At 63.6% G+C, this 19,692-nt stretch carries 23 protein-coding genes and 1 pseudogene; 9 read left to right on the top strand and 15 right to left on the bottom strand.

Going from position 1 to position 19,692, the window contains the following annotated elements:
* Window positions 1-55: 55 nt before the first annotated feature.
* The 3 genes from LK440_RS00420 (at window position 56) to LK440_RS00410 (ending at window position 2,646) form a co-directional block, all read left to right on the top strand.
* The gene (locus LK440_RS00420) at window positions 56-1,099 is read left to right on the top strand and encodes an aminoglycoside phosphotransferase family protein (RefSeq protein ID WP_005020202.1); all 1,044 of its coding nucleotides are present in this window, start codon (window positions 56-58) and stop codon (window positions 1,097-1,099) included.
* Window positions 1,099-1,779, top strand: coding sequence for an N-acetylmuramate alpha-1-phosphate uridylyltransferase MurU (gene murU, locus LK440_RS00415; RefSeq protein WP_005016582.1), 681 nt, complete (start codon window positions 1,099-1,101; stop codon window positions 1,777-1,779). Before LK440_RS00420 ends, murU begins: the two co-directional genes overlap by 1 nt.
* A 141-nt stretch (window positions 1,780-1,920) precedes the next feature.
* Window positions 1,921-2,646 carry a DUF6776 family protein gene (locus LK440_RS00410; protein ID WP_005016584.1) on the top strand — a complete coding sequence of 242 codons (726 nt, stop codon included), beginning with the start codon at window positions 1,921-1,923 and terminating at the stop codon, window positions 2,644-2,646.
* A gap of 8 nt (window positions 2,647-2,654) precedes the next feature.
* On the opposite strand, the gene LK440_RS00405 is transcribed toward LK440_RS00410, so the two are convergent.
* Together LK440_RS00405 and LK440_RS00400 are read right to left on the bottom strand one after the other, a co-directional pair.
* Window positions 2,655-2,978, bottom strand: coding sequence for a 4a-hydroxytetrahydrobiopterin dehydratase (locus LK440_RS00405; protein WP_005016586.1), 324 nt, complete (start codon window positions 2,976-2,978; stop codon window positions 2,655-2,657).
* A 53-nt stretch (window positions 2,979-3,031) separates the two neighbouring features.
* The gene (locus LK440_RS00400; protein WP_005016587.1) at window positions 3,032-3,679 is read right to left on the bottom strand and encodes an OmpA family protein; all 648 of its coding nucleotides are present in this window, start codon (window positions 3,677-3,679) and stop codon (window positions 3,032-3,034) included.
* A 135-nt stretch (window positions 3,680-3,814) separates the two neighbouring features.
* Here LK440_RS00400 and LK440_RS00395 point away from each other — a divergent pair, with 135 nt between their 5' ends.
* The 4 genes from LK440_RS00395 to LK440_RS00380 all read left to right on the top strand — a co-directional run bounded on the left by LK440_RS00395 (window position 3,815) and on the right by LK440_RS00380 (window position 7,205).
* Window positions 3,815-4,228: a hypothetical protein gene (locus tag LK440_RS00395; RefSeq protein WP_005016590.1), complete on the top strand. Its 414-nt coding sequence runs from the start codon at window positions 3,815-3,817 to the stop codon at window positions 4,226-4,228.
* A gap of 85 nt (window positions 4,229-4,313) precedes the next feature.
* On the top strand, window positions 4,314-5,363 hold the full coding sequence (locus tag LK440_RS00390; RefSeq protein ID WP_005016592.1) for an NADP(H)-dependent aldo-keto reductase: 1,050 nt from the start codon (window positions 4,314-4,316) through the stop codon (window positions 5,361-5,363).
* Window positions 5,364-5,508: 145 nt separating this feature from the next.
* Entirely contained in the window at window positions 5,509-6,459 is a 951-nt protein-coding gene (locus LK440_RS00385) for an IS481-like element IS481 family transposase (RefSeq protein ID WP_005016594.1), read from the top strand.
* 38 nt (window positions 6,460-6,497) lie between these two features.
* A complete protein-coding gene (locus LK440_RS00380) occupies window positions 6,498-7,205 on the top strand; it encodes a Bug family tripartite tricarboxylate transporter substrate binding protein (protein WP_005016595.1) in 708 nt (235 codons plus the stop codon).
* Here LK440_RS00380 and LK440_RS00375 read toward each other — a convergent pair.
* The 5 genes from LK440_RS00375 to LK440_RS00355 all read right to left on the bottom strand — a co-directional run bounded on the left by LK440_RS00375 (window position 7,173) and on the right by LK440_RS00355 (window position 12,725).
* Window positions 7,173-8,293, bottom strand: a protein-coding gene (locus tag LK440_RS00375; RefSeq protein WP_101557886.1) for an IS3 family transposase whose coding sequence is annotated in 2 segments (ribosomal slippage) — window positions 7,173-8,041 and window positions 8,041-8,293 — 1,122 coding nt in all. Because the reading frame shifts where the segments join, the coding sequence is not laid out codon by codon here. The two genes, LK440_RS00380 and LK440_RS00375, sit on opposite strands and share 33 nt — an antisense overlap.
* Before the next feature lie 57 nt (window positions 8,294-8,350).
* Window positions 8,351-9,859, bottom strand: coding sequence for a nitrite/sulfite reductase (locus tag LK440_RS00370; RefSeq protein ID WP_005016598.1), 1,509 nt, complete (start codon window positions 9,857-9,859; stop codon window positions 8,351-8,353).
* 156 nt (window positions 9,860-10,015) lie between these two features.
* A complete protein-coding gene (locus LK440_RS00365) occupies window positions 10,016-11,539 on the bottom strand; it encodes a phospholipase D family protein (protein WP_005016599.1) in 1,524 nt (507 codons plus the stop codon).
* Window positions 11,540-11,593: 54 nt separating this feature from the next.
* On the bottom strand, window positions 11,594-12,241 hold the full coding sequence (locus LK440_RS00360; RefSeq protein WP_005016600.1) for a carbonic anhydrase: 648 nt from the start codon (window positions 12,239-12,241) through the stop codon (window positions 11,594-11,596).
* Between the two features lie 142 nt (window positions 12,242-12,383).
* Window positions 12,384-12,725 (bottom strand): FxLYD domain-containing protein, encoded by a 342-nt coding sequence (locus tag LK440_RS00355; RefSeq protein ID WP_005016601.1) that lies wholly within the window; start codon window positions 12,723-12,725, stop codon window positions 12,384-12,386.
* Between the two features lie 157 nt (window positions 12,726-12,882).
* On the opposite strand from LK440_RS00355, the gene LK440_RS00350 reads away from it, so the two are divergent.
* A complete protein-coding gene (locus tag LK440_RS00350) occupies window positions 12,883-13,215 on the top strand; it encodes a PsiF family protein (RefSeq protein ID WP_005016603.1) in 333 nt (110 codons plus the stop codon).
* A 48-nt stretch (window positions 13,216-13,263) separates the two neighbouring features.
* On the opposite strand, the gene LK440_RS00345 is transcribed toward LK440_RS00350, so the two are convergent.
* The 6 genes and pseudogenes from LK440_RS00345 to LK440_RS17780 form a co-directional block, all read right to left on the bottom strand.
* Window positions 13,264-14,304 carry a cyclase family protein gene (locus tag LK440_RS00345; RefSeq protein ID WP_005016604.1) on the bottom strand — a complete coding sequence of 347 codons (1,041 nt, stop codon included), beginning with the start codon at window positions 14,302-14,304 and terminating at the stop codon, window positions 13,264-13,266.
* 3 nt (window positions 14,305-14,307) lie between these two features.
* Entirely contained in the window at window positions 14,308-15,087 is a 780-nt protein-coding gene (pcaD, locus tag LK440_RS00340; protein ID WP_005016609.1) for a 3-oxoadipate enol-lactonase, read from the bottom strand.
* Window positions 15,088-15,122: 35 nt separating this feature from the next.
* Complete coding sequence (locus LK440_RS00335) at window positions 15,123-15,419, bottom strand: YciI family protein (RefSeq protein ID WP_005016612.1); 297 nt, start codon at window positions 15,417-15,419, stop codon at window positions 15,123-15,125.
* 14 nt (window positions 15,420-15,433) lie between these two features.
* The gene (gene catC / locus LK440_RS00330; RefSeq protein WP_005016613.1) at window positions 15,434-15,709 is read right to left on the bottom strand and encodes a muconolactone Delta-isomerase; all 276 of its coding nucleotides are present in this window, start codon (window positions 15,707-15,709) and stop codon (window positions 15,434-15,436) included.
* A 67-nt stretch (window positions 15,710-15,776) separates the two neighbouring features.
* Window positions 15,777-16,421, bottom strand: coding sequence for a 3-oxoacid CoA-transferase subunit B (locus LK440_RS00325; protein ID WP_005016616.1), 645 nt, complete (start codon window positions 16,419-16,421; stop codon window positions 15,777-15,779).
* Window positions 16,422-16,441: 20 nt separating this feature from the next.
* Window positions 16,442-16,522, bottom strand: a pseudogene (locus LK440_RS17780) (CoA-transferase); the annotation flags it as partial.
* 181 nt (window positions 16,523-16,703) lie between these two features.
* On the opposite strand from LK440_RS17780, the gene LK440_RS00320 reads away from it, so the two are divergent.
* Entirely contained in the window at window positions 16,704-17,489 is a 786-nt protein-coding gene (locus LK440_RS00320; protein ID WP_005016619.1) for an IclR family transcriptional regulator, read from the top strand.
* A gap of 37 nt (window positions 17,490-17,526) precedes the next feature.
* On the opposite strand, the gene LK440_RS00315 is transcribed toward LK440_RS00320, so the two are convergent.
* Window positions 17,527-18,252, bottom strand: a complete 726-nt coding sequence (locus tag LK440_RS00315) for an SDR family NAD(P)-dependent oxidoreductase (protein WP_005016620.1) — start codon at window positions 18,250-18,252, stop codon at window positions 17,527-17,529.
* 13 nt (window positions 18,253-18,265) lie between these two features.
* Window positions 18,266-19,606 (bottom strand): short-chain fatty acid transporter, encoded by a 1,341-nt coding sequence (locus LK440_RS00310; protein WP_005016622.1) that lies wholly within the window; start codon window positions 19,604-19,606, stop codon window positions 18,266-18,268.
* Window positions 19,607-19,692 lie beyond the last annotated feature (86 nt).

Raw genomic sequence — 19,692 nt, 5'->3', positions numbered from 1 at the left:
GCCCCGGTTCGGGAGCCGCCCGTCCACCCACGTGCATTTCGCGAGACTGGCCGCCTTGAACTCCCCCCAGACTGATCCCCGCCTGGCATCCCTGCACGCCTGGCTTGCCACCCTGCCCTCCGACCTCGGCCTGCAACCGGCAACCCTGGCGCCCGTCTCCGGCGATGCCAGTTTCCGCCGCTATTTCCGGCTTCAGGCCGCGGGCCGCAGCCTGATCCTGATGGACGCCCCGCCCCCGCACGAAGACATCCGGCCCTTCGTCCATGTGGACGGCGTGCTGGCGGCCGCCGGCGTCAACGTGCCGGCCATCGTAGCGCAGGATTCGACCCAGGGCGTGCTCCTGCTCAGCGATCTGGGTGAAAAAAACTATACCCAGCGCATCCGCGAAGGGATCGACGACGCCACCCTCCAACAGCTGTACCGCGACGCCCTGGCCGCGCTGGTCCACATGCAAAAGGCCGACACCGCCGGATTGGCCGCCTATGACGCGCCGCGCCTGCGCGCCGAGCTGGAGCTGTTTGGGCAATGGTACGTCGGCGTACACCACCAGACCACGCTGGACGACCAGACCTCGCAGTCGCTCGAGCGCATCTTCAGCTTGCTGGCCACCAGCAACGGCAGCCAGCCGGCCGTTTTCGTTCATCGGGATTTCCACTCGCCTAACCTCATGGTCTGCGACGAACCCCGATTCGGTCCCAACCCCGGCGTGATCGACTTCCAGGACGCCCTGGTCGGGCCCATCACCTACGACCTGGCGTCGCTGGTGACCGATGCCCGAACCACCTGGGAAGAACCGCAGCAACTGGACTGGGCCATTCGTTACTGGGAAATGGCCCGCAAGGCGGGCCTGCCTGTCGACGACGACTTCGCGCAGTTTCACCGGGCCTACGAGTGGATGGGGCTGCAACGCAACCTGCGCATCCTGGGCGTGTTCGCCCGCCTGAACCACCGTGACGGCAAACCCGGCTATCTGGACCACATGCCCCGCGTGAATGCCTACGTTCGCCAGGTCGCGCAGCGCTACGGCGTCTTCAGCCCGCTGTTGCGCCTGCTGGACAAACTCGACAACCGGGAAGTCAAGGTGGGGTACACCTTCTGATGCGCGCCATGATCCTGGCGGCCGGACGCGGCCAACGCATGCGTCCGCTGACCGACCGCACGCCCAAACCCTTGCTGCCCGTGGCCGGCAAACCCTTGATCGTCTGGCACCTCGAACGGCTGGCCGCTGCCGGCTTTCGCGAGGTCGTCATCAACCATGCCTGGCTGGGCGGCCAAATCGAGAGCGCGCTGGGCGACGGTCAGGCCTACGGTCTGACGGTGCGCTACTCGCCCGAAACGGTGCCCCTGGAGACGGCAGGAGGCATCGTGCGCGCCTTGCCGTTGCTGGGCGAGGCTCCTTTTCTGGTGATCAATGGCGACATCTGGTGCGACTGGGATCCGGCGCAGGCCGGCGCGGCCGCGGCGCAACTGCCGGCCCGCGGCGCCTGGCTGCTGCTGGTGGACAACCCGCCCCAGCATCCGGCCGGCGACTTCCTGCTCGCTGCCGATGGCCAGGTATCCAGCGCCGAAGGCCCGCGTTTGACCTTCTCGGGCATAGGCATCTACGATCCTGCCTTGTTTCAGGGCATGGCGCCGGATACGCCGGCACCGCTGGCGCCGCTGTTGCGCGCGGCCATGGGGCAAGGCCGCGTGCGCGGTCAGCACCATCAAGGGCGTTGGACCGATGTCGGCACCCCCGAGCGATTGGCGGCGCTGGACCAATCCCTCAGGGATCAATAGATGCCCCGTATTTCACGTTATCAACGGAGGAAACCAGAGTTGTCCGGAACCCATCCGGGCAAGGTCTCGCGGTATCCTCTCTCGTTTTGGCTAGCAGGCGCCTGGCGCCACGCATTACACCCGCTATAGGATTCAGCTCGCATGGGGATGTTCGGACGGTCGCAAAAACCGGTATTCAGGCCTTCGCTCTACCAACCCGGAAAACGCTCGCGCCGCTTGCCGCGCTGGCTGGTATTACGGTTCATCGGCATTGCCCTGGGAGCCGGCGGCGTGCTGTTTTTGCAGGCCAATTACGGCCCTCAACGCTTGACGGTCGAGCAGTCCGAGCAATTGCACACCGAACTGAGCGCGGCCAACGTTGACCGGCAACGCCTGCAAAGCCAGCTCGATGACGCGGTCGCTCAACGCGACAGCAACAAATCCACGCACGAACAACTCACCACCGACCTGGCTCAGGCGCGCAGCCGCGTCGAGGCGCTCAACCAGGAACTGGCGCTGTTTCAGGATGCCGTGCCTCCCGATCCGCGCGGCGGCGACATCGGCGTGCGTTCGGCGCGCTTCAAGCGCGAGCCCGGCAACCTGGACTATCAGGTGCTGGTCATGCGCGACACCGACACCGGCAAGCCCTTTCAGGGCACCCTCGAGCTCGTGGTCGACGGCAACTACGCCAACGGCAAACGCGATCGCATCACGCCCGAGGCAATCCCGCTGACGCTTTCCCGCTACGACCACGCGGTGGGCAAACTGGCCACCCCCGCCGGCTTCACGCCCCGGTCGGTCACCATCCGGGTGCTCGACGCGCAGCAGCGCCAGCACGCCATGCGCATCTACTACGTGCGCAACGCCGACGGCGCGCGCGTGAACTGAGCCTGGCCTCAGGCGGGGATCGCCAGGCCGGTGGCACCGGCCTGAGCGGCCGCCTCATCCATGAATTGCGCCATCCGCACGTCCAGCTCGGTCACGCCGCCGGCGTCGTGCGTGGTCAGAATCACATCCACCCGGTTGTAGACATTGGTCCACTCCGGGTGATGATCGATCTTCTCGGCAAACATCGCCACCCGGCTCATGAAGCCGAACGCCGCATTGAAGTGATCGAACCGGAAGCGTTTTTGCAGCGCCTGACGGTTAGGGTGCGCCTGCCAGGACGGCAGCGCGGCGCGCGCAATGGACAGGTCCATGCGCAGATATCGTTGAGTCATGAATGCACCTCCAGCACGGGCCCGCTGCCTCGCGAGCAGACCCGTGCGTCATACTACTGCTTCACGGCGTAGAGGTATATCTCGACGCGGCGATTGGCCGCACGCCCGTCGACGGTGCTGTTGTCGCCGATCGGATCGGTGGCCGCCCGGCCCTCGACCATGATGCGCGAAGCCGCCACACCGTGGCGCGACAGATAGGTCGCCACCGCCTGGGCACGCGCCTGCGACAGCTTCTGGTTGGTGGCCACCGAGCCGGTATTGTCGGTATGTCCCACGGTCTTGACCCGCAGTTCCGGGTGCTGCTCCACCGATTTGGCCACGCTATCGAGCACAGGCAACAAGGCTGGCTTGAGTGTGGCGCGCCCGGTGTCGAACGACACATTCGAAGGAATGCTGACCTTCAACGACCCGTCCGGCATCTCGACTACGTCCACACCCAGCGACGAGGCGGCGGATTGCTGCACATCGTCCTTGACCGTCTTCCAGTTGTAGCCAATCAGGCCACCGGCCACCGCGCCGATGCCTGCCCCGATGGCCGCGCCCTTGCCATGCCCGACCAAGGCGCCCACGCCCGCGCCCACGGCGGCACCCGCGCCAGTTCCCACCGCCGTATTCGTTTGCTGTGGCGTGGCGCAACCTGCCAACAGCAGGGCGCCCATCACGCCGACGACCGCAACACGCTTGCTGATCTGCTCTCGCATAACGACCTCCTTCAGGGGACAGCCGGCATATGCCGGCAATTCATGCTAACAATGCGAGGCAGGCCTGCCGCAACAATTTGTAGCCATGCTTGCCGGAATTGCGTATAACGCTCTGCGTACACGACACCGCCCCCTATGCGCCAGGCCGCCCGATTCCTCTGTTGTCTGCTCGTCTTCGCCCTCGCCCGGCCCACACTGGCGGCGCCGCCAAGCGACATTGTCTATGGCGCAGCGGTCACCCAATGCCTGGTCAGCGAGCCGGCAGGGCCCAGCGTCAAAAGACTGCATAACCTCTGCACATTCCGTATCAACATCACGTTTTGCCAGATCAAACGCGATGGCGATGACTGCGCGGCCGGCCATATCAGTGGCACGACGATGGGGGCGAAAACCAGTCGCAGTCTGCTGGAGGACGTCATCGACACCCATTACGTCGTCTGCCGCGATCCCTTCTATCTGCCGCAGAACGCCGCGGCATGGAAGGACGGCCATTTGCTCGGACGCTGCCAGGCATCGCGCAGCGCCATCCGGGCGGCCCGCCGCCGATAAGCCCCCAGGCACGTGCCAGCGGGGCGGGGTGTAAGATCGGCAGCCAAGGCGTTGCCGCGGGCGACGCACCGACCGGAGCACTTCCTTGGAATACCGCAAGCTTGGCCGCACCGACCTTTCGGTCAGCCTGATCGGCCTGGGCACCATGACCTGGGGCCAGCAGAATACGGAAGCCGACGCTCACCAGCAGCTGGACTATGCACTGGAGCGCGGGGTCAACCTGGTCGACACGGCCGAGATGTATCCCGTCCCGCCCAAGGCCGAAACGCAGGGCCGCACCGAAAGCTACATCGGCACCTGGCTGGCCAAAAGCGGCCGCCGGCAGGACATCGTATTGGCCAGCAAAGTGGCCGGCCCGGTACGGGACGCCAAACGGCCCGGACACATTCGTGACGGCAAGACCTTCCTGGATCGCAAGAACCTGACCCAGGCGCTGGACGACAGCCTCAAGCGGTTGCAGACAGACTATCTGGATCTCTACCAGTTGCATTGGCCGGACCGCACGACCATGACGTTCGGCCGCCCCAATTATCCTTGGGTCGACGATGCGCATACGGTGCCCATCGGCGAAACGCTGGAAGTCCTGCACGACTTCGTGCGCGCCGGCAAAGTCCGCCATATCGGTGTTTCCAACGAGACCCCGTGGGGGGTGGCGCAATTCCTCAAAGAGGCCGAGACTCGCCAACTGCCGCGTCTGGTTTCCATCCAGAACCCCTACAGCCTGCTCAATCGCCACTATGAGCTCGGGTTGTCGGAGTTCAGCCGCTTCGAGGACGTGGGTCTGCTGGCCTACTCGCCGCTGGCCATGGGCATGCTCAGTGGCAAATACCTTGACGGGGCCCGCCCCGAAGGGGCGCGCCTGACGCTGTTCGAGCGCTTTACGCGCTACAGCAATCCGCAGTCCGAAGCCGCCACGGCCGAGTACTGCGCCCTGGCCCGCCAGCACGGACTGACGCCCACGCAGCTGGCCCTGGGCTGGGTCAACGTCCAGCCCTTCGTGACCAGCAACCTGATCGGTGCGACCACACTGGAGCAGCTCAAAGAAAATATCGACAGCGCCGACGTCACGCTATCGCCGGAAATCGTCAAGGCCGTCAACGCCATCCAGGCGCGCTGGCCGAATCCGGCGCCCTGAACGCCCGGCAGGCGGCCGCGCGCATAGGGCCGGCGATACCTGGCTAGGTGTGAAGATTCAATAGGTTGTATGCATGGTTCATCCGAACCGGATTTGAGAAACTGGAAATCGCCAACCCCCCAGTTCACTCAAGGAGCCCGGCCGGATGAACACCCATAAGCATGCCCGATTGACCTTCCTACGTCGCCTCGAAATGGTCCAGCAATTGATCGCCCATCAAGTTTGTGTGCCTGAAGCGGCCCGCGCCTATGGGGTCACCGCGCCGACTGTGCGCAAATGGCTGGGCCGCTTTCTGGCTCAGGGCCAGGCGGGCTTGGCCGATGCGTCCTCGCGCCCGACGGTCTCGCCCCGAGCGATTGCGCCGGCCAAGGCGCTGGCTATCGTGGAGCTGCGCCGCAAGCGGCTGACCCAAGTGCGCATCGCCCAGGCGCTGGGCGTGTCAGCCAGCACCGTCAGCCGCGTCCTGGCCCGCGCCGGTCTGTCGCACCTGGCCGACCTGGAGCCGGCCGAGCCGGTGGTGCGCTACGAGCATCAGGCCCCCGGCGATCTGCTGCACATCGACATCAAGAAGCTGGGACGTATCCAGCGCCCTGGCCACCGGGTCACGGGCAACCGACGCGATACCGTTGAGGGGGCCGGCTGGGACTTCGTCTTCGTGGCCATCGATGACCACGCCCGCGTGGCCTTCACCGACATCCACCCCGACGAGCGCTTCCCCAGCGCCGTCCAGTTCCTCAAGGACGCAGTGGCCTACTACCAGCGCCTGGGCGTGACCATCCAGCGCTTGCTCACCGACAATGGCTCGGCCTTTCGCAGCCGCGCCTTCGCCGCGCTGTGCCATGAGCTGGGCATCAAGCACCGCTTTACCCGACCTTACCGCCCACAGACCAATGGCAAGGCCGAACGCTTCATCCAGTCGGCCTTGCGTGAGTGGGCTTACGCTCACACCTACCAGAACTCCCAACACCGAGCCGATGCCATGAAATCCTGGCTACACCACTACAACTGGCATCGACCCCACCAAGGCATCGGGCGCGCTGTACCCATCTCCAGACTCAACCTGGACGAATACAACCTATTGACAGTTCACAGCTAGCGACCAATCAAACAAAAGAAAACTTTCAGGAGACAACCATGCAAGACGCGCGACGTAGCACGTTCAAAAAGCTCACCACCGCATTCTTCGCGGCAGGCATTCTCTGTGCCGCATCTCAGGCCGCAGCGCAGTCTCATCCGCTGATGGTCGTGGTTCCGTTTGGGCCCGGCGGATCGTCGGACATAGTGGCCCGCACTATCGGACAACAACTAGGCCAGGATCTCGGACGGAACGTCGTCATTGACAACAAGCCGGGCGCCACCGGTGCAATTGGCGCGTCCGCCGTCGCTCGCTCTAACCCCAATGGCGACACGATGCTGATCGCGTCGATAGGCGTCTACGCTATCAACCCGGCCATTCAACCACGTCTTTCCTATAAGCCTCAGGAAGATTTCACGTTGCTGACCGAGGCGGTTCGCACGCCCAACGTTCTCGTGACAAACGCCAGTTTCCCGGCCAACAGCGTTGCGGAGTTGATTGAGCTGCTGAAGAAGAAGCCCGGCGAGATAAGTTTCGCAAGCGGCGGCCTGGGTTCGTCCGAGCATTTGAATACAGAACTCTTCTGGCAGGAAACCAAAACGAAAGGGCTGCATGTCCCCTACAAGGGGTCAGGTCAGGCGGTTTCAGACTTGCTCGCGGGCCACTCGGATGTGGGGTTCTTGAATTTGAGCGCGGTCAGTCCGCACGTCAAGGCTGGTGACCTGCCCCCAGATTTAGTACGGCACCGACATAGAGCCCAGGGGTAAAAGACCTTCTTTCTGATGAGCCTGCACGAATTGCGCCGGCGTTAAATATCCGAGCGCGCTGTGAGGCCGATCGGTGTTGTACTCGACTCGCCAGTTTTCGATCAAGCTTTTAGCCTGTCGCAGGGACAAGAACCAGTGCTCGTTAAGGCATTCGTCGCGGAACTTGCCGTTGAAACTTTCGATATAAGCGTTCTCCACCGGCTTACCCGGCCGAATAAACGACAGCTTTACGCCTGCTTGGTAGGCCCAGGCGTCCAAGGCTCTTCCGGCGAACTCTGGCCCGTTGTCCACGGTAATAGATCGCGGCAGGCCACGCATCTCCGCCAGCCGTTGCAGCACCATGGCAACACGCAGTCCCGGCAACGACGTATCGACCTCGATGGCCAGGCATTCGCGAGTGTAGTCATCGACGATAGTCAAACAGCGGAATCGGCGGCCATAGGCTAGGCCGTCGGCCACAAAGTCCATTGACCAACTCTGATTCGGCGCGATTGCCGCTGGGCGAACCACGCGCTCGGTCGCCGCGATTCGCTTACGCTTTCGTTTTCGCACGCTTAACCCTGCCAGACTGTACAGCCGCCAGATTCGCTTGTGATTTGCTTGCCAGCCTTCGCGACGTAAGAGCACATGGATCCTCCGATAGCCGTAGCGTCGTTTCGCCACTGCCATCTCTTTCATGCGCTCGGTCAGCGCAGCATCGCCTGAGCGTGTGCTCTCGTAGGCAAACAGCGACCGCGAAATTCCTACCAGCCCACAGGCCCGGGTAACACCCATGCTGCGCTCGGTCATTAATGTCCTGACCGCCTCGCGTTTGGCCTGCGGGCTGACTACTTTCGGCTTAGCAGATCCTGAAGCGCCGCCTTGTCCAGCATCGACTCGGCCAACAGCTTCTTGAGCTTGTTGTTCTCCTGCTCCAGCTCCTTGAGCCTCTGAGCGTCCGACACCGTCATGCCACCGAACTTCGCCTTCCAGTTGTAGTACGTTGCCTCGGAGATTCCGTGCTTGCGGCACAACTCTGCGGGCTTGGCACCTGCATCGGCTTCCTTGAGCACGCCGATGATTTGCTCTTCCGTAAATCGTTTCTTCATTGCCATTCCTTTGGGAACGGACTCTACATCGATTTCGTACTAATCACGGGGAGCAGGTCACTCGAGGTCCGGCAGGGGCCGTGCCGCCCCGTTCTGGCGTCCGCCGATGGTCACCTGATACCACTCTTCGCCTGCCTTATCGACGCCCAAAATGCCGATATGCCCGACGTGATGGTGGCCGCAGGAGTTGATGCAGCCAGAGATGTTCAGATCCAGCTCACCGATCTCGAACAGGTAGTCGAGGTCATCGAACTGGCGTTGGATGGCTTCGGCCACCGGGATGGACGCGGCATTGGCCAGGGCGCAGAAGTCGCCGCCCGGACAGGCGATGATGTTGGTCAGCAGGCCGATATTGGGCGTGGCCAGATTCAGCGCCTTGAGTTCCGCCCACAGCGCGGGCAGTTGCGAACGCTTGACGTCGGCCAGGATGAGGTTCTGTTCATGCGAGACACGCAGCTCGCCAAAGCCATAGCGTTCGGCCAGGTCGGCCACGGCGTCCATCTGGTCGGCGGTGATATCGCCGGGCGGCACCCCCGTGGGTTTGAGCGATAGCGATACCGCGGCGTAACCCGCGATTTTGTGGCCATGGACATTGCTGCGCAGCCAGCGGGCGTAGTGTTTGTCCTGGAGCGCGAGTTCGGGGCTCGGATCCGGCTCGCTGGCGGCCGCCGCGTCATAGTCGGGCCAGACAAAGCGCCCGGCGATGGTGTCGAGCTGCTGCTGGGTGATGGTGTCCGGGCCGTCCTTGATGCGTAGCCATTCTTCTTCGACCTGCTGGGCGTAGACCTCGGGGGTGAGATCTTTGACCAGGATCTTGATGCGGGCCTTGTACTTGTTGTCGCGCCGGCCGTGCAGGTTGTAGATGCGCAGCGCCGCTTGCATGTACGTGAGCAGATGCTGCCACGCGACAAAGGGTTTGATCAGATGGCCCACCATCGGCGTGCGGCCCATGCCGCCTCCGATCCAGACACGGAAACCGACTTCGCCGTCGCGCTCGACCGCCTGCAGGCCGATGTCGTGCACGCCCACTGCCGCGCGGTCTTCGATGGCACCGCTGACGGCGATCTTGAACTTTCGGGGCAAGAAGGCGAACTCCGGATGCAGCGTGGACCACTGACGGATGATTTCGCACCACACTAACGGATTGATCAACTCATCGGGAGCGATGCCGGCAAAGTGATCAGTGGTCGTGTTGCGGATACAGTTGCCGCTGGTCTGGATGGCGTGCATCTGCACTTCGGCCAGCTCGCCCAGAAGGGCGGGCACGTCTTCGAGGCGCGGCCAATTGAACTGGATGTTCTGGCGGGTGGAGAAGTGGCCATAGCCGCGGTCATAGTGGCGCGCGATATGAGCCAGCTTGTGCAGTTGCCGCGCCGACAGCATGCCGTAGGGAATGGCCACGCGCAGCATCGGGGCGTGGCGCTGGATATACAAGCCGTTCTGCAGGCGCAGAACGCGGAATTCGTCTTCGCTCAACTGGCCATCGAGAAAGCGGCGCGTCTGGCCAGCGAATTGGTCCACGCGCTCTTGCACGAGCTGTTGGTCGACGGGGTCATACACGTACATGATGGAAACCCTGAATGCGCCGGCGCGCCGGCGTCAAAAGGCGCCTCGGCATCGACGGGCGCCATTGCGGTGATTTGCACACAACCGTAACAGCAGGCCCGCGAGCCCGTCTAAGTCATTGTGGTTATATGGATATGGAGCGCAGCGCCTGGGCCGTCAGAGCTGCGACTCCAGGGGCAACAGCGACAGGATCCACACGGCAAAACGCTGCCACAGGCTGGCGCCTGGCTCGCGATCGTGGCGGATGAAGGTGCCGCCTGTGGTGGGCTCCAGCCAGTAGAGCCGGCCGCGTTCGTCCAGCCGCACATGGTAGGCGCCCGCGGGTATCTGCGTGTCGAAGCTTTGGCAGATGCTTTGCGCCAGGGCCGGGCTTTCGATGACCACGCCCAGTTCGGTGTTCAAGTGAGCCGAACGCGGGTCGAAGTTGAAAGAGCCCACAAAAACGCTGTGGCCGTCGATCGCGAAGGTCTTGGCATGCAGGCTGGATCCGGAGCTGCCGAATGGGCCTAGGCTGCGGTTGCGCTGCATGGCACCGCCCGTGCGGCGCATCTCGAACAGCTGTACGCCACTGGCCAGCAGATCTTTACGGCGGCGCGCATAACCGGAGTGCACCGCGCTGACGTCGGTCGCCTCCAGTGCATTGGTCAGTACACGCACTTGCACACCGCGGCGTGCCAAGGCGCAGAATGCCTCCGTGCCTTGCGTGGTGGGCACGAAGTAGGGCGAGACCAGGTCCACGTGCGCCTGAGGTTCGCCAATGACGGTTTTGAGCTGATAGGTCAGCAGGGCTTCAGGTCGGGCCTGGCCTAGCGTCTTGGCGGGATCGTCACTGACCATGCTCGCAGGCGACCACTCCAGCGGCAGTTCGCCCTGCAACAACTGATGCACCAGCGGGGTCTGCGACAGTACCTTGATATAGGCGTCAGCCTTGGGGTCGCCTTCGAGCCGTCTGGCGGTTCTGGCCAGCCGGCCGAGTTCGCCCGCCGGCGCCGCGCCGAGAATCTGTTCTACCGGATACGCGGGGGGGCTGTTCCAGTAGCGATCGAAATCCGCGCAGACTTCCTGCACGACCGGCCCGACGGCCAGGACATCCAGATCCGCAAACAGCACGCTGTCGGTCGCACCGAAATATTCATCGCCGACATTGCGACCGCCCAGAATCGTCACCTGGTTGTCGGCAGTGAAGGATTTGTTGTGCATGCGCCGGTTAAGGCGCTTGAAGTCCGTCAGGTAGCCGATGACCTTGGGGCGGCGCACGACGAAGGGGTTGAACAGCCGCACCTCGATATGAGGATGCTGAGCGAGTGCAGCAAGCGTGGCATCCAGGTCGGATGTGCCGTTGTCGTCGAGCAGCAGGCGAACGCGTACGCCTCGCTCGGCCGCCTGATGCAAGGCCTCCAGCAGCAGCGTGCCCGTCATGTCGTCATGCCAGATGTAGTACTGCACATCCAGCGTGCGCTGCGCCGCGCGCGCCAGCAGCATGCGTGCGGCGAAAGCGTCGTACGCGTCGGCCAGCGCGTGGATGCCTGCCAGGCCAGGATGCCGTGCCACACGTGGGGCAATGGCGCGGCCCAGCGGTGTGTCGTCGGCCTCGGGACGGGGAAGGCAGGCCGAAGGGGCGCGGCCTTCGTGCGAAGGCAGGGCGCGGCCGCCGAGCCAGGAGGCGCGGGAACGAGTCATCGCGACGCGTCGCCACCGTGACGGCCGGCGCGCGAGCGCAACCGCCGTGGCATGTCAGCCAGGTTGATGTTCAAGGCAGGGGACGAATGCACCGGATGCGGTGTCGCGCACGAACAGCACACCCGAGGCCACGCCGAAGTAGCAGCCATGCAATTGCAGCGCGCCGCTTTGCACGCGGCGGCGGATGGACGGGAAGGTCATCAGATTGTCCAGGCTGTGTCCGATGACGGCCAACTCCAGGCGCTTGAGATCCTGGGCGCGGTCGCCTGTGCTCTCACCCAACGACGTGGCCACCGGCGCAATCTGCGACATCCATTTGCCGATGAAATCCATCTTGGACAGCGGTTCGGCATCATCGTAATAAGAGCGAATGCCGCCACAGGACGCGTGGCCCATCACGACGATGTGTTTGACCTCCAGGCCATTGACGGCGAATTCGATTGCCGCGCTGGTGCCGTGGTAGGAGGATTCGGAGTCGGGATCGCAGGGTGGCACCAGGTTGGCCACGTTGCGCACGACGAATAGTTCGCCGGGGCCCACATCGAAAATGGCTTCGGGCGATACGCGCGAGTCGCAGCAACTGATGATCAGGATTTCCGGTCGCTGGCCTTTCTCAGCCAGGGCTTCGTAGCGGCTGCGTTCAGCGGGAAAGCGGCCCTCGAGAAAGGACTGGTAGCCGTCGGTAAGTCTTTTGGGAAACATGATCGTATCCTGCGGTTAGTGCCTCTTGGGCGCGTTGCATGGTGCCAGACCAGGCCGCGCACCGGGATCGCTTAGGCGGGCCCTGGGCGTACTGCATTTTCCCACAATGGCTGGATGCTGGAAAACGGCGGGTGGCCGGGGCTTATTGCGCCGTAGCGCTTATGGCCGAAAAGCGCCGGACATCCAGCGGTGTGCTGGCGCGGAAGTGCCAGACGGCGCCCGGCAGTAGCGCCGCCTCGGATTGCGTGGAAATGCGGCCAATTTCGCGACCGCCTGCATCAAATAGCGCAAAGGTGACCGACGCGTGCTCGATGCGGGCCTGACTCTGATTGCCATACGTGCCCGTAATGACGGTTTGCCCGGTCTGGGCGTCTCGGGACGCCTCCAGATTGCCGAGGCTCACGCCTTGGGGCAGGCTCTGGGCCGATACCTGCGTGCTAAGGCAAAGCAAGGTGGTAGCTGACAATTTCTTGAACAGTGTCATGGTGCACCTCCAGGGTGGCAGACCCGGCCATTATGTCCTGAGCGGGCTTGCCAGAGCCAGACCTTTGATCGACACTGGTGCCGACCGGGGACGGCCCCGGCATGTCCGCTTCCGGCGTTGATGCGCAGCGTGCTCGGGCTGGAGCAGGGAGGAAAGCATGATTTTCCGCACATCCACCATCGTTGCCGGTCTGTGTCTGGCCCTCATGGCCGGCGGCACGGCCGTTGCTCAGACGGCGGCCCCGGCCGCAGCAACCAAGGAAATGACCCCGCAGCAAAAACGCATGTCCGATTGCAATGCGTCCGCAGCGGGTAAAAAGGGCGATGACCGCAAAACGTATATGAGCAGCTGCCTCAAGGGCGAAGCGCCGGCCAAACCGCTCACGCCGCAGCAGCAGAGGATGAAAGACTGCAACGCCAAGGCGGGGGCTCAGTCTTTGGCGGGTGACCAGCGCAAGACCTTCATGAGCACTTGCCTCAAGGGCGGCTAAAGCATCTGGCAGTGACCCGCGCGGCACGCCGCGCGGGTGACGTAGACCTCAAACCGTGGCGATGGGTGTGACCGGCGAACCGATCGCATGCGGCAGACGCAGCGGCGGGGCAGTCAGCATGAAGCGGTTGCGGCCGTTGTCCTGCAGCCATTGCGCCAGATCCTTCAGGTACCAGAGTTCTGCCAGCGGCAGGCCCAGCTTGAAGAGGCAATGGTGGTGCAGCGGCAGCATGGCGCGTCGGCCCTGGCGGTCTCGCGCCGGATAAGCTTCCACCGCGTAGTTATCGGCACAGATGGCCGCTACGCCGCTTTCCGTGATCCATGACAGCAACGCCTCATCCGTGCCGTCAAGCGCCGCGCCGAACTGGTGCAGCACGTTGGCGTCGGGAGTGCCTTGCATCTGCACCACCGCCTCGGCGTAGCCGGTGCGCAGCACCAGCATGTCGCCAGGTTCGATGGCCACGTTTTGCGCCTTCATGGCCTGATGCAGCTCGGCGGCGCCGACCAGGGTGCGGCCGGTGCCGAATTCGCGCGCCAGATCCACCAGTACGCCGCGGCCCTGCATGCCTTTTTCGGCGAGGTTCTCCACGCCGATCTTCAGTGCTGCCGAAGGGCCGCCACTGTTGCAGCCGCAACCGGTGTGGTCGCCATCGGCCGGACCAATCACGTCCACCCCAGCCCGAAAGCCGTTGTAGTAGACCAGCTCGTCGCGTCCGTCGCCGTCGGCATCGAACAGCGCGCCGACATGAGCGAGCGAGTCCCATTGGGTCGAGTACTGCATGGACAGCAATACCTGGTCATCGCTGAGGACGTCGACGGCGTCCGGATTGATGGCGCGCAGCGGGAAGTTGACGTAGGGCGTGTCATGCAGCCGCGTCGGGCTCAGTTGAGGCGGATGCCGGCGCGGATTGAGGACATTGCCGCCCGGCAAATCCAGCGGCAGGGACAGGCAAAACGTCTTGCCCGCCTGGATTTCGCGTGCGCCCTTCAGGACCTGCTCTTCGGTGATGAGGTTCAGGCGCCCGAGTTGGTCGTCCGGACCGTAATCACCCCAGTTCGAGCCCGGCGGGCGGTTTTTCCAGCGTTGCATGGCTTACTCCGTCAGGAAGGCCAGGACCTCACGGGTGAAGGTCTCGGGATCTTCCCAGTTGGAAATGTGCGAAGTGTTCAGTTCGACATAACGCGCGTCGGGGATCTGCTCGCTCAGGTAGCGGCCATCGGCGGGGGTGGCAGCCAGGTCGTGCGTACTGGCTACGACCAAGGTGCGCGCACGGATCTGACCCAGGCGCTCGCGCAGATCGGCATCGCGCAGAGCGGCGCAGTTGCCGTTGTAGCCGGCGTCGGGCGTGCGGCGCAGCATGTCGATCAGGACTTGTGACAGGCCCGGCTCGCGCTGCCGGTACGTTTCCGTGAGCCAGCGCTCGACCAGGGCGGGCGCCATCGCGGCCAGCGTCTGCTTCTGCACGGCGCCGATGCGATCACTCCAGCCCTGCGCACTGCCGATACGGGCAGCGGTGTTGCACAGAACCAGGCGATCGATGCGGCTGGCGTGGTCAAGAGCCAGGGTCAGGCCCGTGGGGCCGCCCATGGACAGACCGCAGAAGTGGGCGCGTTCGATGCCCAGGTGATCCAGCAGTTCGACCACGTCGCCGGCCAGTTGATCAAAGCGGTATTCGCCTTGCGGCACGGACGAGCGGCCGTGGCCGCGTGTGTCGTAACGCACGACGCGAAAGTGCTTGGCAAAGGCCGGCACCTGGCGCGCCCACATGTCGGCATTGGTGCCCAGCGTGTTGGACAGGACCAGGGCGGGGGCGTCGGCGGGGCCGTCAACGACGTAGTACAGGCGAGCCTGGCTGAGATCAGCGTAGGGCATGGGAATTCCTTGGCGCTGCGCGCCGGTTTACAACATCAAAGATAGCTCTTGCCGTCCACATAGGCTTTGCGCCAGCGCGTGATCGCGACGCGCTCGAACAATTCGGCCTTATGGAAGGGGTCGGCCTGGATCAGCCGCTCTGCTTCTTCACGGGTATCGACATTGACGACATAGAGGCCACCGTCGATATCCGTGCCGTCTTCATGCAGCTTGGCGCCGCAGGCCAGCAGCAGATGCTTGTTGGCGTCCAGAAAGGCCAGATGCTCGGCGCGCGTGGCCTGGCGCAGGGCCAGACTGCCGGGCTTGTCGAAGGTTTCGATGATGTAGGGCATGAGCGGCTCCGGGATCAGATGGCCGAGGGGTGGCGCGCCAGCGCGGTGACACGCACGTCCATATAAGGAAACAGCGGCAGCGAGGACAGCAATTGATGCAGTTCGTCGTGACTGGCCACGTCGAAAATGCTGACGTTGGCATAGCGGTCAGCCACGCGCCAGAGGTGTTGCCATTTGCCTTCGTGCTGCAGTTTCTGCGCCAGAGCCTTCTCGTCGGCTTTGAGTTTGTCAGCCTTGTCGGTGGGCATGTCCACGGGCAGGTTGACTTGCATTTCGACCATATACAACATGTTTTTTCTCCTTGGCCGGGGCGTCCGGCGTCGATGTGGCAGGCCCCGCGCAGGGGCATGCCCAAATTCAGTTGGTGAACTTCAGCGGCAGGCCGGTCAGTTCGAGCAGGCGTTCGGGCGTGACGCCACCGAACAGGTCGGTGACCGTCACGCCGTCTTTGTTGATGTCGAACACGGCCAGATCGGTGTATACACGCGAGACGCAGCCCACGCCCGTGAGCGGGTAGGTGCAGGCTTGAACCAGCTTGCTCTGGCCTTCGCGGGTGAGCAGATCCATCATGACGAAGACCTGCTTGGCGCCGATGGCCAGATCCATTGCGCCGCCCACGGCCGGGATGGCATCGGGCGCGCCGGTGTGCCAGTTGGCCAGGTCGCCCTGCTGCGACACCTGAAACGCGCCCAGCACGCAGATATCCAGATGGCCTCCGCGCATCATGCCAAACGAGTCAGCGTGATGAAAATACGAGCAACCTGGCAACTCGGTCACGGGTTGCTTGCCGGCATTGATGAGGTCGTAGTCTTCCTGGCCTTTTGCCGGCGCCGGGCCCATGCCCAGCATGCCGTTTTCGGTGTGCAGGATGACTTCGCGTCCGGCCGGCAAATGATTCGCGACCAGGGTGGGCAGGCCGATGCCCAGATTGACGTACGCGCCCTCAGGGATGTCTTGCGCAACGCGGGCGGCCATTGCATCGCGGCTCAGTTTTTCGCTCATGGTTACTCCTTGACGCTGCTGGCGTCGATCAGCTCCATGGGTTGTCCGGCAGTGCCGAAGCCGCCGATCATGATGGTGGCGCCGTCCGGCACATCCGCCAGGGCGGCCGCCGCGCTTGGAACGAGCTAGAAATCATAGGTGTCTGCGAGAGAGGTGGCGTGTGATAATTTTGTTCTGCTGTAGAACATTCGTTCTTCAGTAGAACATCCTTTGATGGGGGGGCATGCCAGGGCAAGGCCTGCATGCGCGAACACCCATAATCTTGCGGTAGGAAGAGCGAGCGTGATTGAAGAAGGTCACCCCCAAGTCCCCAGCGACAGCTATGTGCAGTCTTTCGCCCGAGGCCTGGCCGTGATCCGGCCTTTTGGGCCGGACCGCGCGCAGATGACACTGTCGGAGGTCGCCACGGTGGCGGGACTGACGCGCGCAGGCGCGCGCCGCATCCTGTTGACCCTGGTGCAGCTGGGTTATGTCACCCAGGAAGAGCGGCGCTTTTCGCTCACGCCGCGCATTCTCGAGCTGGGTTATGCCTATCTGTCGGCCACGCCGTTGTGGAATCTGGCGTTGCCCTACATGGAAGAGGTGGCGCAGGCCACGCGGGAGTCCTGTTCCGTATCGGTACTCGAGGGCACCGACATCGTCTACATCTTGCGGCTGTCCACCCACAAGGTCATGAGCATCAATCTGGCCGTTGGAAGCCGCTTGCCTGCGTGGGTCACGTCCATGGGGCGGGTGTTGCTGGCCGGCTTGCCGTCGGCCGAGCTGGACCGTGTGCTGGCCGCCAGCCCGATCCAGGCTTACACCGCCTGCACCTTGACCACGGTCGCGCAGGTCAAGGACGAGCTGACCCGCGTGCGTGAACAGGGCTACGCCTGTGTGGTGCAGGAGCTCGAACCCGGTCTGCAATCGGTGGCTGTGCCCATCATGGATCGCAGTGGCCGCGTCATCGCCGCGATGAATGTCAGCGGCCATGTCAGCCGTTTTTCGCGCGATGAAATGCTGCGGGCCTTTCTGCCTGGCCTGCAGCACGCAGCGGGCCAGGTCAATCAGGCCTTGTTGCGGCGCTGATTGCCAGACGCGAACCCGGGCCTTGAGCATCCCGTTCTCAGACGGGAGCCACGCCGAGCGTGGTGCCACCGCATACATAGAGCACCTGGCCCGTGACGAACCCGTTATCCGGCGACAAGAAGAACATCGCCGCGCGGGCCACGTCTTCCGGAGTGCCCAGCCGCTTGACGACGATGCTGTCGATGATGCGTTGCGTCTTGGGAGCGCCGGCCGGGTTGCTCTTCGTGAAGAGATCGGTTGCGATGGGGCCGGGCCCGATGGCGTTGACGGTGATGCCGTCGCCGCCCAACTCCATGGCCAGCGTGCGCGTCATGCCCAACAGGCCGGCTTTGGTGGCCGAGTAGACGACGCGATCCGGTTTGCCCAATGCTGCGCGCGACGACATGTTGACGATGCGGCCAAAGCCCGCCTCACGCATGGCCGGCAGCGCGGCCTGAATGAGGATGAGCGCGGTGCGCAGATGCAGCGAAACGACGTAATCCAGATCGGCCAGCGTGGCCGTGTCAGCCGAGCCGGGGCGCGTGGCACCGGCATTGTTGACCAGGCCAACGATGGCGTAGCGATCGGTGACTTCGCGGGCCACCGCCTCGGTCTGCGCGGCATCGGTCAGGTCGGCCTGAAAGGAGACCAGCCCGGCGGGCGCCGCATCCGGCAGACGGTAATCGATGTTGACGACGGTGTGGCCGGCATCGAGCAGGCTGCGGGCGATGGCCGCGCCGATGCCGTTGCTCGCGCCGGTGACCAGATAGGCGGTGGGTTTCATGCGGAATCTCCGATTAGTGGGTCATGTAGCCCCAAGCGAGCACGGCGGTGATGTAGATAGCGCCAACCCAGATCATCATAATCACGGTATAGCCCATCACGTCGCGCAGCTTGAGCTTGGACAGCGCCAGCGCCGGCAGGATCCAGAACGGCTGGATCAAATCGTTCCAGGCATTGCCCAGCATGACCGACATGGTCGTCTGGTTCAGGGCGCTGCCGATTTCCTTGGCCGCGTCGATCATGAAGGGACCCTGGATGACCCAGTGGCCGCCAGCCGAAGGCGCAAAGAAGTTGATGACAAACGAGCCCACCAGGCCCCAGAAGGGCAGGCTGCCTGGCGTGGCAACGTCCACGAAGACTTCGGAGATCGTCGTGACCAGACCCGAGCCGGCCATGATGGCCATGATGCCGGCGTAGAAGGGATACTGCAGGATGATGCCGGAGATGGTCTTGATGCCTTCATTCAGTTTGGCGACGTAGGCCGCCGGCGAGCCCAGCAGAATGATGCCCAGGAACAGAATGATGAAGTTGATGAGGTTCAGGTCCAGCGACTTGCCGTCGGCGAAATAGAACACCACATAGGCGATGCCGAGAATGCCGATCAGCATGCTCAGCACACGGCTGTTGTTTAAGCGCGTGGCCAAGGTGTTTTCGCCGCCGATGCTGTGCGCCGACGAGGTGTTCTCGCTGGCCTTGTCGATGTCGGGGTCAACCTCGACGATTTTCTCACCGGCCTTCGGGTGCAGCCAGGCATTGAGCAGAGGCAGCGTGATGATGACCACCAAGCTGGTCAGCAGCATGGGCACCGAGAAAATGGTCTCAGACAGCGGGATCACGCCCATGGCCTTGGCCATCGGGTGTCCAGGCGTGGCGACAAGCACCGGAATGCTCGCCGAAAAGCCCAGGCCGTAAAGCGTAAATCCGCTGTAGGCGGCCGCGATGATCAGCGGATAGTGCACACCCTTGACCTTGAGCGCCAGTTTCTTGGCGACGATGCCGCCGATCACCAAGCCGAAGCCCCAGTTCAGATAGCTGCCGATACCACCGACCAGCGTGGCGATGATGATCGCGGTGCGCGGGTTGTGCACGTGGCTGACGATACGGTTGAGCAGCCGGTCGGTCAGCGGCGCCGTAGCCAGCACATAGCCCATGGCCAGAATGACGGCCATCTGGGTCGTGAAGGCCAGCAGGCTCCAGAAGCCGGAACCCCATTCGCGCGTGATCTGCGGCAGGCCCTGGCCTTCGACGGCAAAGGCCAACACAACCGTCAGCAGCGTCAGCCCGATCGCAAACACAAACGGATCGGACAGATACTTGCGCATCAGCTCCGTGAAAAATGAAGCGAGTTTATTCATGGTGCCTCCTACAGACTCCGGTAATACTTAAGGCGTGTTTATGCGTGCGGCCGCGCCGAGGCTGCCCGTGCAGGCAGCTCGGACGA

This window comes from Bordetella holmesii (assembly GCF_020735985.1).
GTDB lineage: Bacteria > Pseudomonadota > Gammaproteobacteria > Burkholderiales > Burkholderiaceae_B > Bordetella > Bordetella holmesii.
Note: the sequence above shows the minus strand (reverse complement) of the source record. Positions and strands in the feature narration are given on the sequence as shown.

Excerpts from the sequence above, each read along its gene's own strand:
- LK440_RS00350 (WP_005016603.1), top strand. The coding sequence starts at position 12,883 with ATGATTTTCCGCACATCCACCATCGTTGCCGGTCTGTGTCTGGCCCTC.
- LK440_RS00365 (WP_005016599.1), bottom strand. The coding sequence starts at position 11,539 with ATGACTCGTTCCCGCGCCTCCTGGCTCGGCGGCCGCGCCCTGCCTTCG.
- LK440_RS00405 (WP_005016586.1), bottom strand. The coding sequence starts at position 2,978 with ATGACTCAACGATATCTGCGCATGGACCTGTCCATTGCGCGCGCCGCG.
- LK440_RS00395 (WP_005016590.1), top strand. The coding sequence starts at position 3,815 with ATGCGCCAGGCCGCCCGATTCCTCTGTTGTCTGCTCGTCTTCGCCCTC.
- catC (WP_005016613.1), bottom strand. The coding sequence starts at position 15,709 with ATGTTGTATATGGTCGAAATGCAAGTCAACCTGCCCGTGGACATGCCC.
- LK440_RS00400 (WP_005016587.1), bottom strand. The coding sequence starts at position 3,679 with ATGCGAGAGCAGATCAGCAAGCGTGTTGCGGTCGTCGGCGTGATGGGC.
- LK440_RS00325 (WP_005016616.1), bottom strand. The coding sequence starts at position 16,421 with ATGAGCGAAAAACTGAGCCGCGATGCAATGGCCGCCCGCGTTGCGCAA.
- LK440_RS00360 (WP_005016600.1), bottom strand. The coding sequence starts at position 12,241 with ATGTTTCCCAAAAGACTTACCGACGGCTACCAGTCCTTTCTCGAGGGC.
- murU (WP_005016582.1), top strand. The coding sequence starts at position 1,099 with ATGCGCGCCATGATCCTGGCGGCCGGACGCGGCCAACGCATGCGTCCG.
- LK440_RS00315 (WP_005016620.1), bottom strand. The coding sequence starts at position 18,252 with ATGAAACCCACCGCCTATCTGGTCACCGGCGCGAGCAACGGCATCGGC.
- LK440_RS00380 (WP_005016595.1), top strand. The coding sequence starts at position 6,498 with ATGCAAGACGCGCGACGTAGCACGTTCAAAAAGCTCACCACCGCATTC.
- pcaD (WP_005016609.1), bottom strand. The coding sequence starts at position 15,087 with ATGCCCTACGCTGATCTCAGCCAGGCTCGCCTGTACTACGTCGTTGAC.
- LK440_RS00410 (WP_005016584.1), top strand. The coding sequence starts at position 1,921 with ATGGGGATGTTCGGACGGTCGCAAAAACCGGTATTCAGGCCTTCGCTC.
- LK440_RS00335 (WP_005016612.1), bottom strand. The coding sequence starts at position 15,419 with ATGCCCTACATCATCGAAACCTTCGACAAGCCCGGCAGTCTGGCCCTG.
- LK440_RS00370 (WP_005016598.1), bottom strand. The coding sequence starts at position 9,859 with ATGTACGTGTATGACCCCGTCGACCAACAGCTCGTGCAAGAGCGCGTG.
- LK440_RS00355 (WP_005016601.1), bottom strand. The coding sequence starts at position 12,725 with ATGACACTGTTCAAGAAATTGTCAGCTACCACCTTGCTTTGCCTTAGC.
- LK440_RS00310 (WP_005016622.1), bottom strand. The coding sequence starts at position 19,606 with ATGAATAAACTCGCTTCATTTTTCACGGAGCTGATGCGCAAGTATCTG.
- LK440_RS00385 (WP_005016594.1), top strand. The coding sequence starts at position 5,509 with ATGAACACCCATAAGCATGCCCGATTGACCTTCCTACGTCGCCTCGAA.
- LK440_RS00345 (WP_005016604.1), bottom strand. The coding sequence starts at position 14,304 with ATGCAACGCTGGAAAAACCGCCCGCCGGGCTCGAACTGGGGTGATTAC.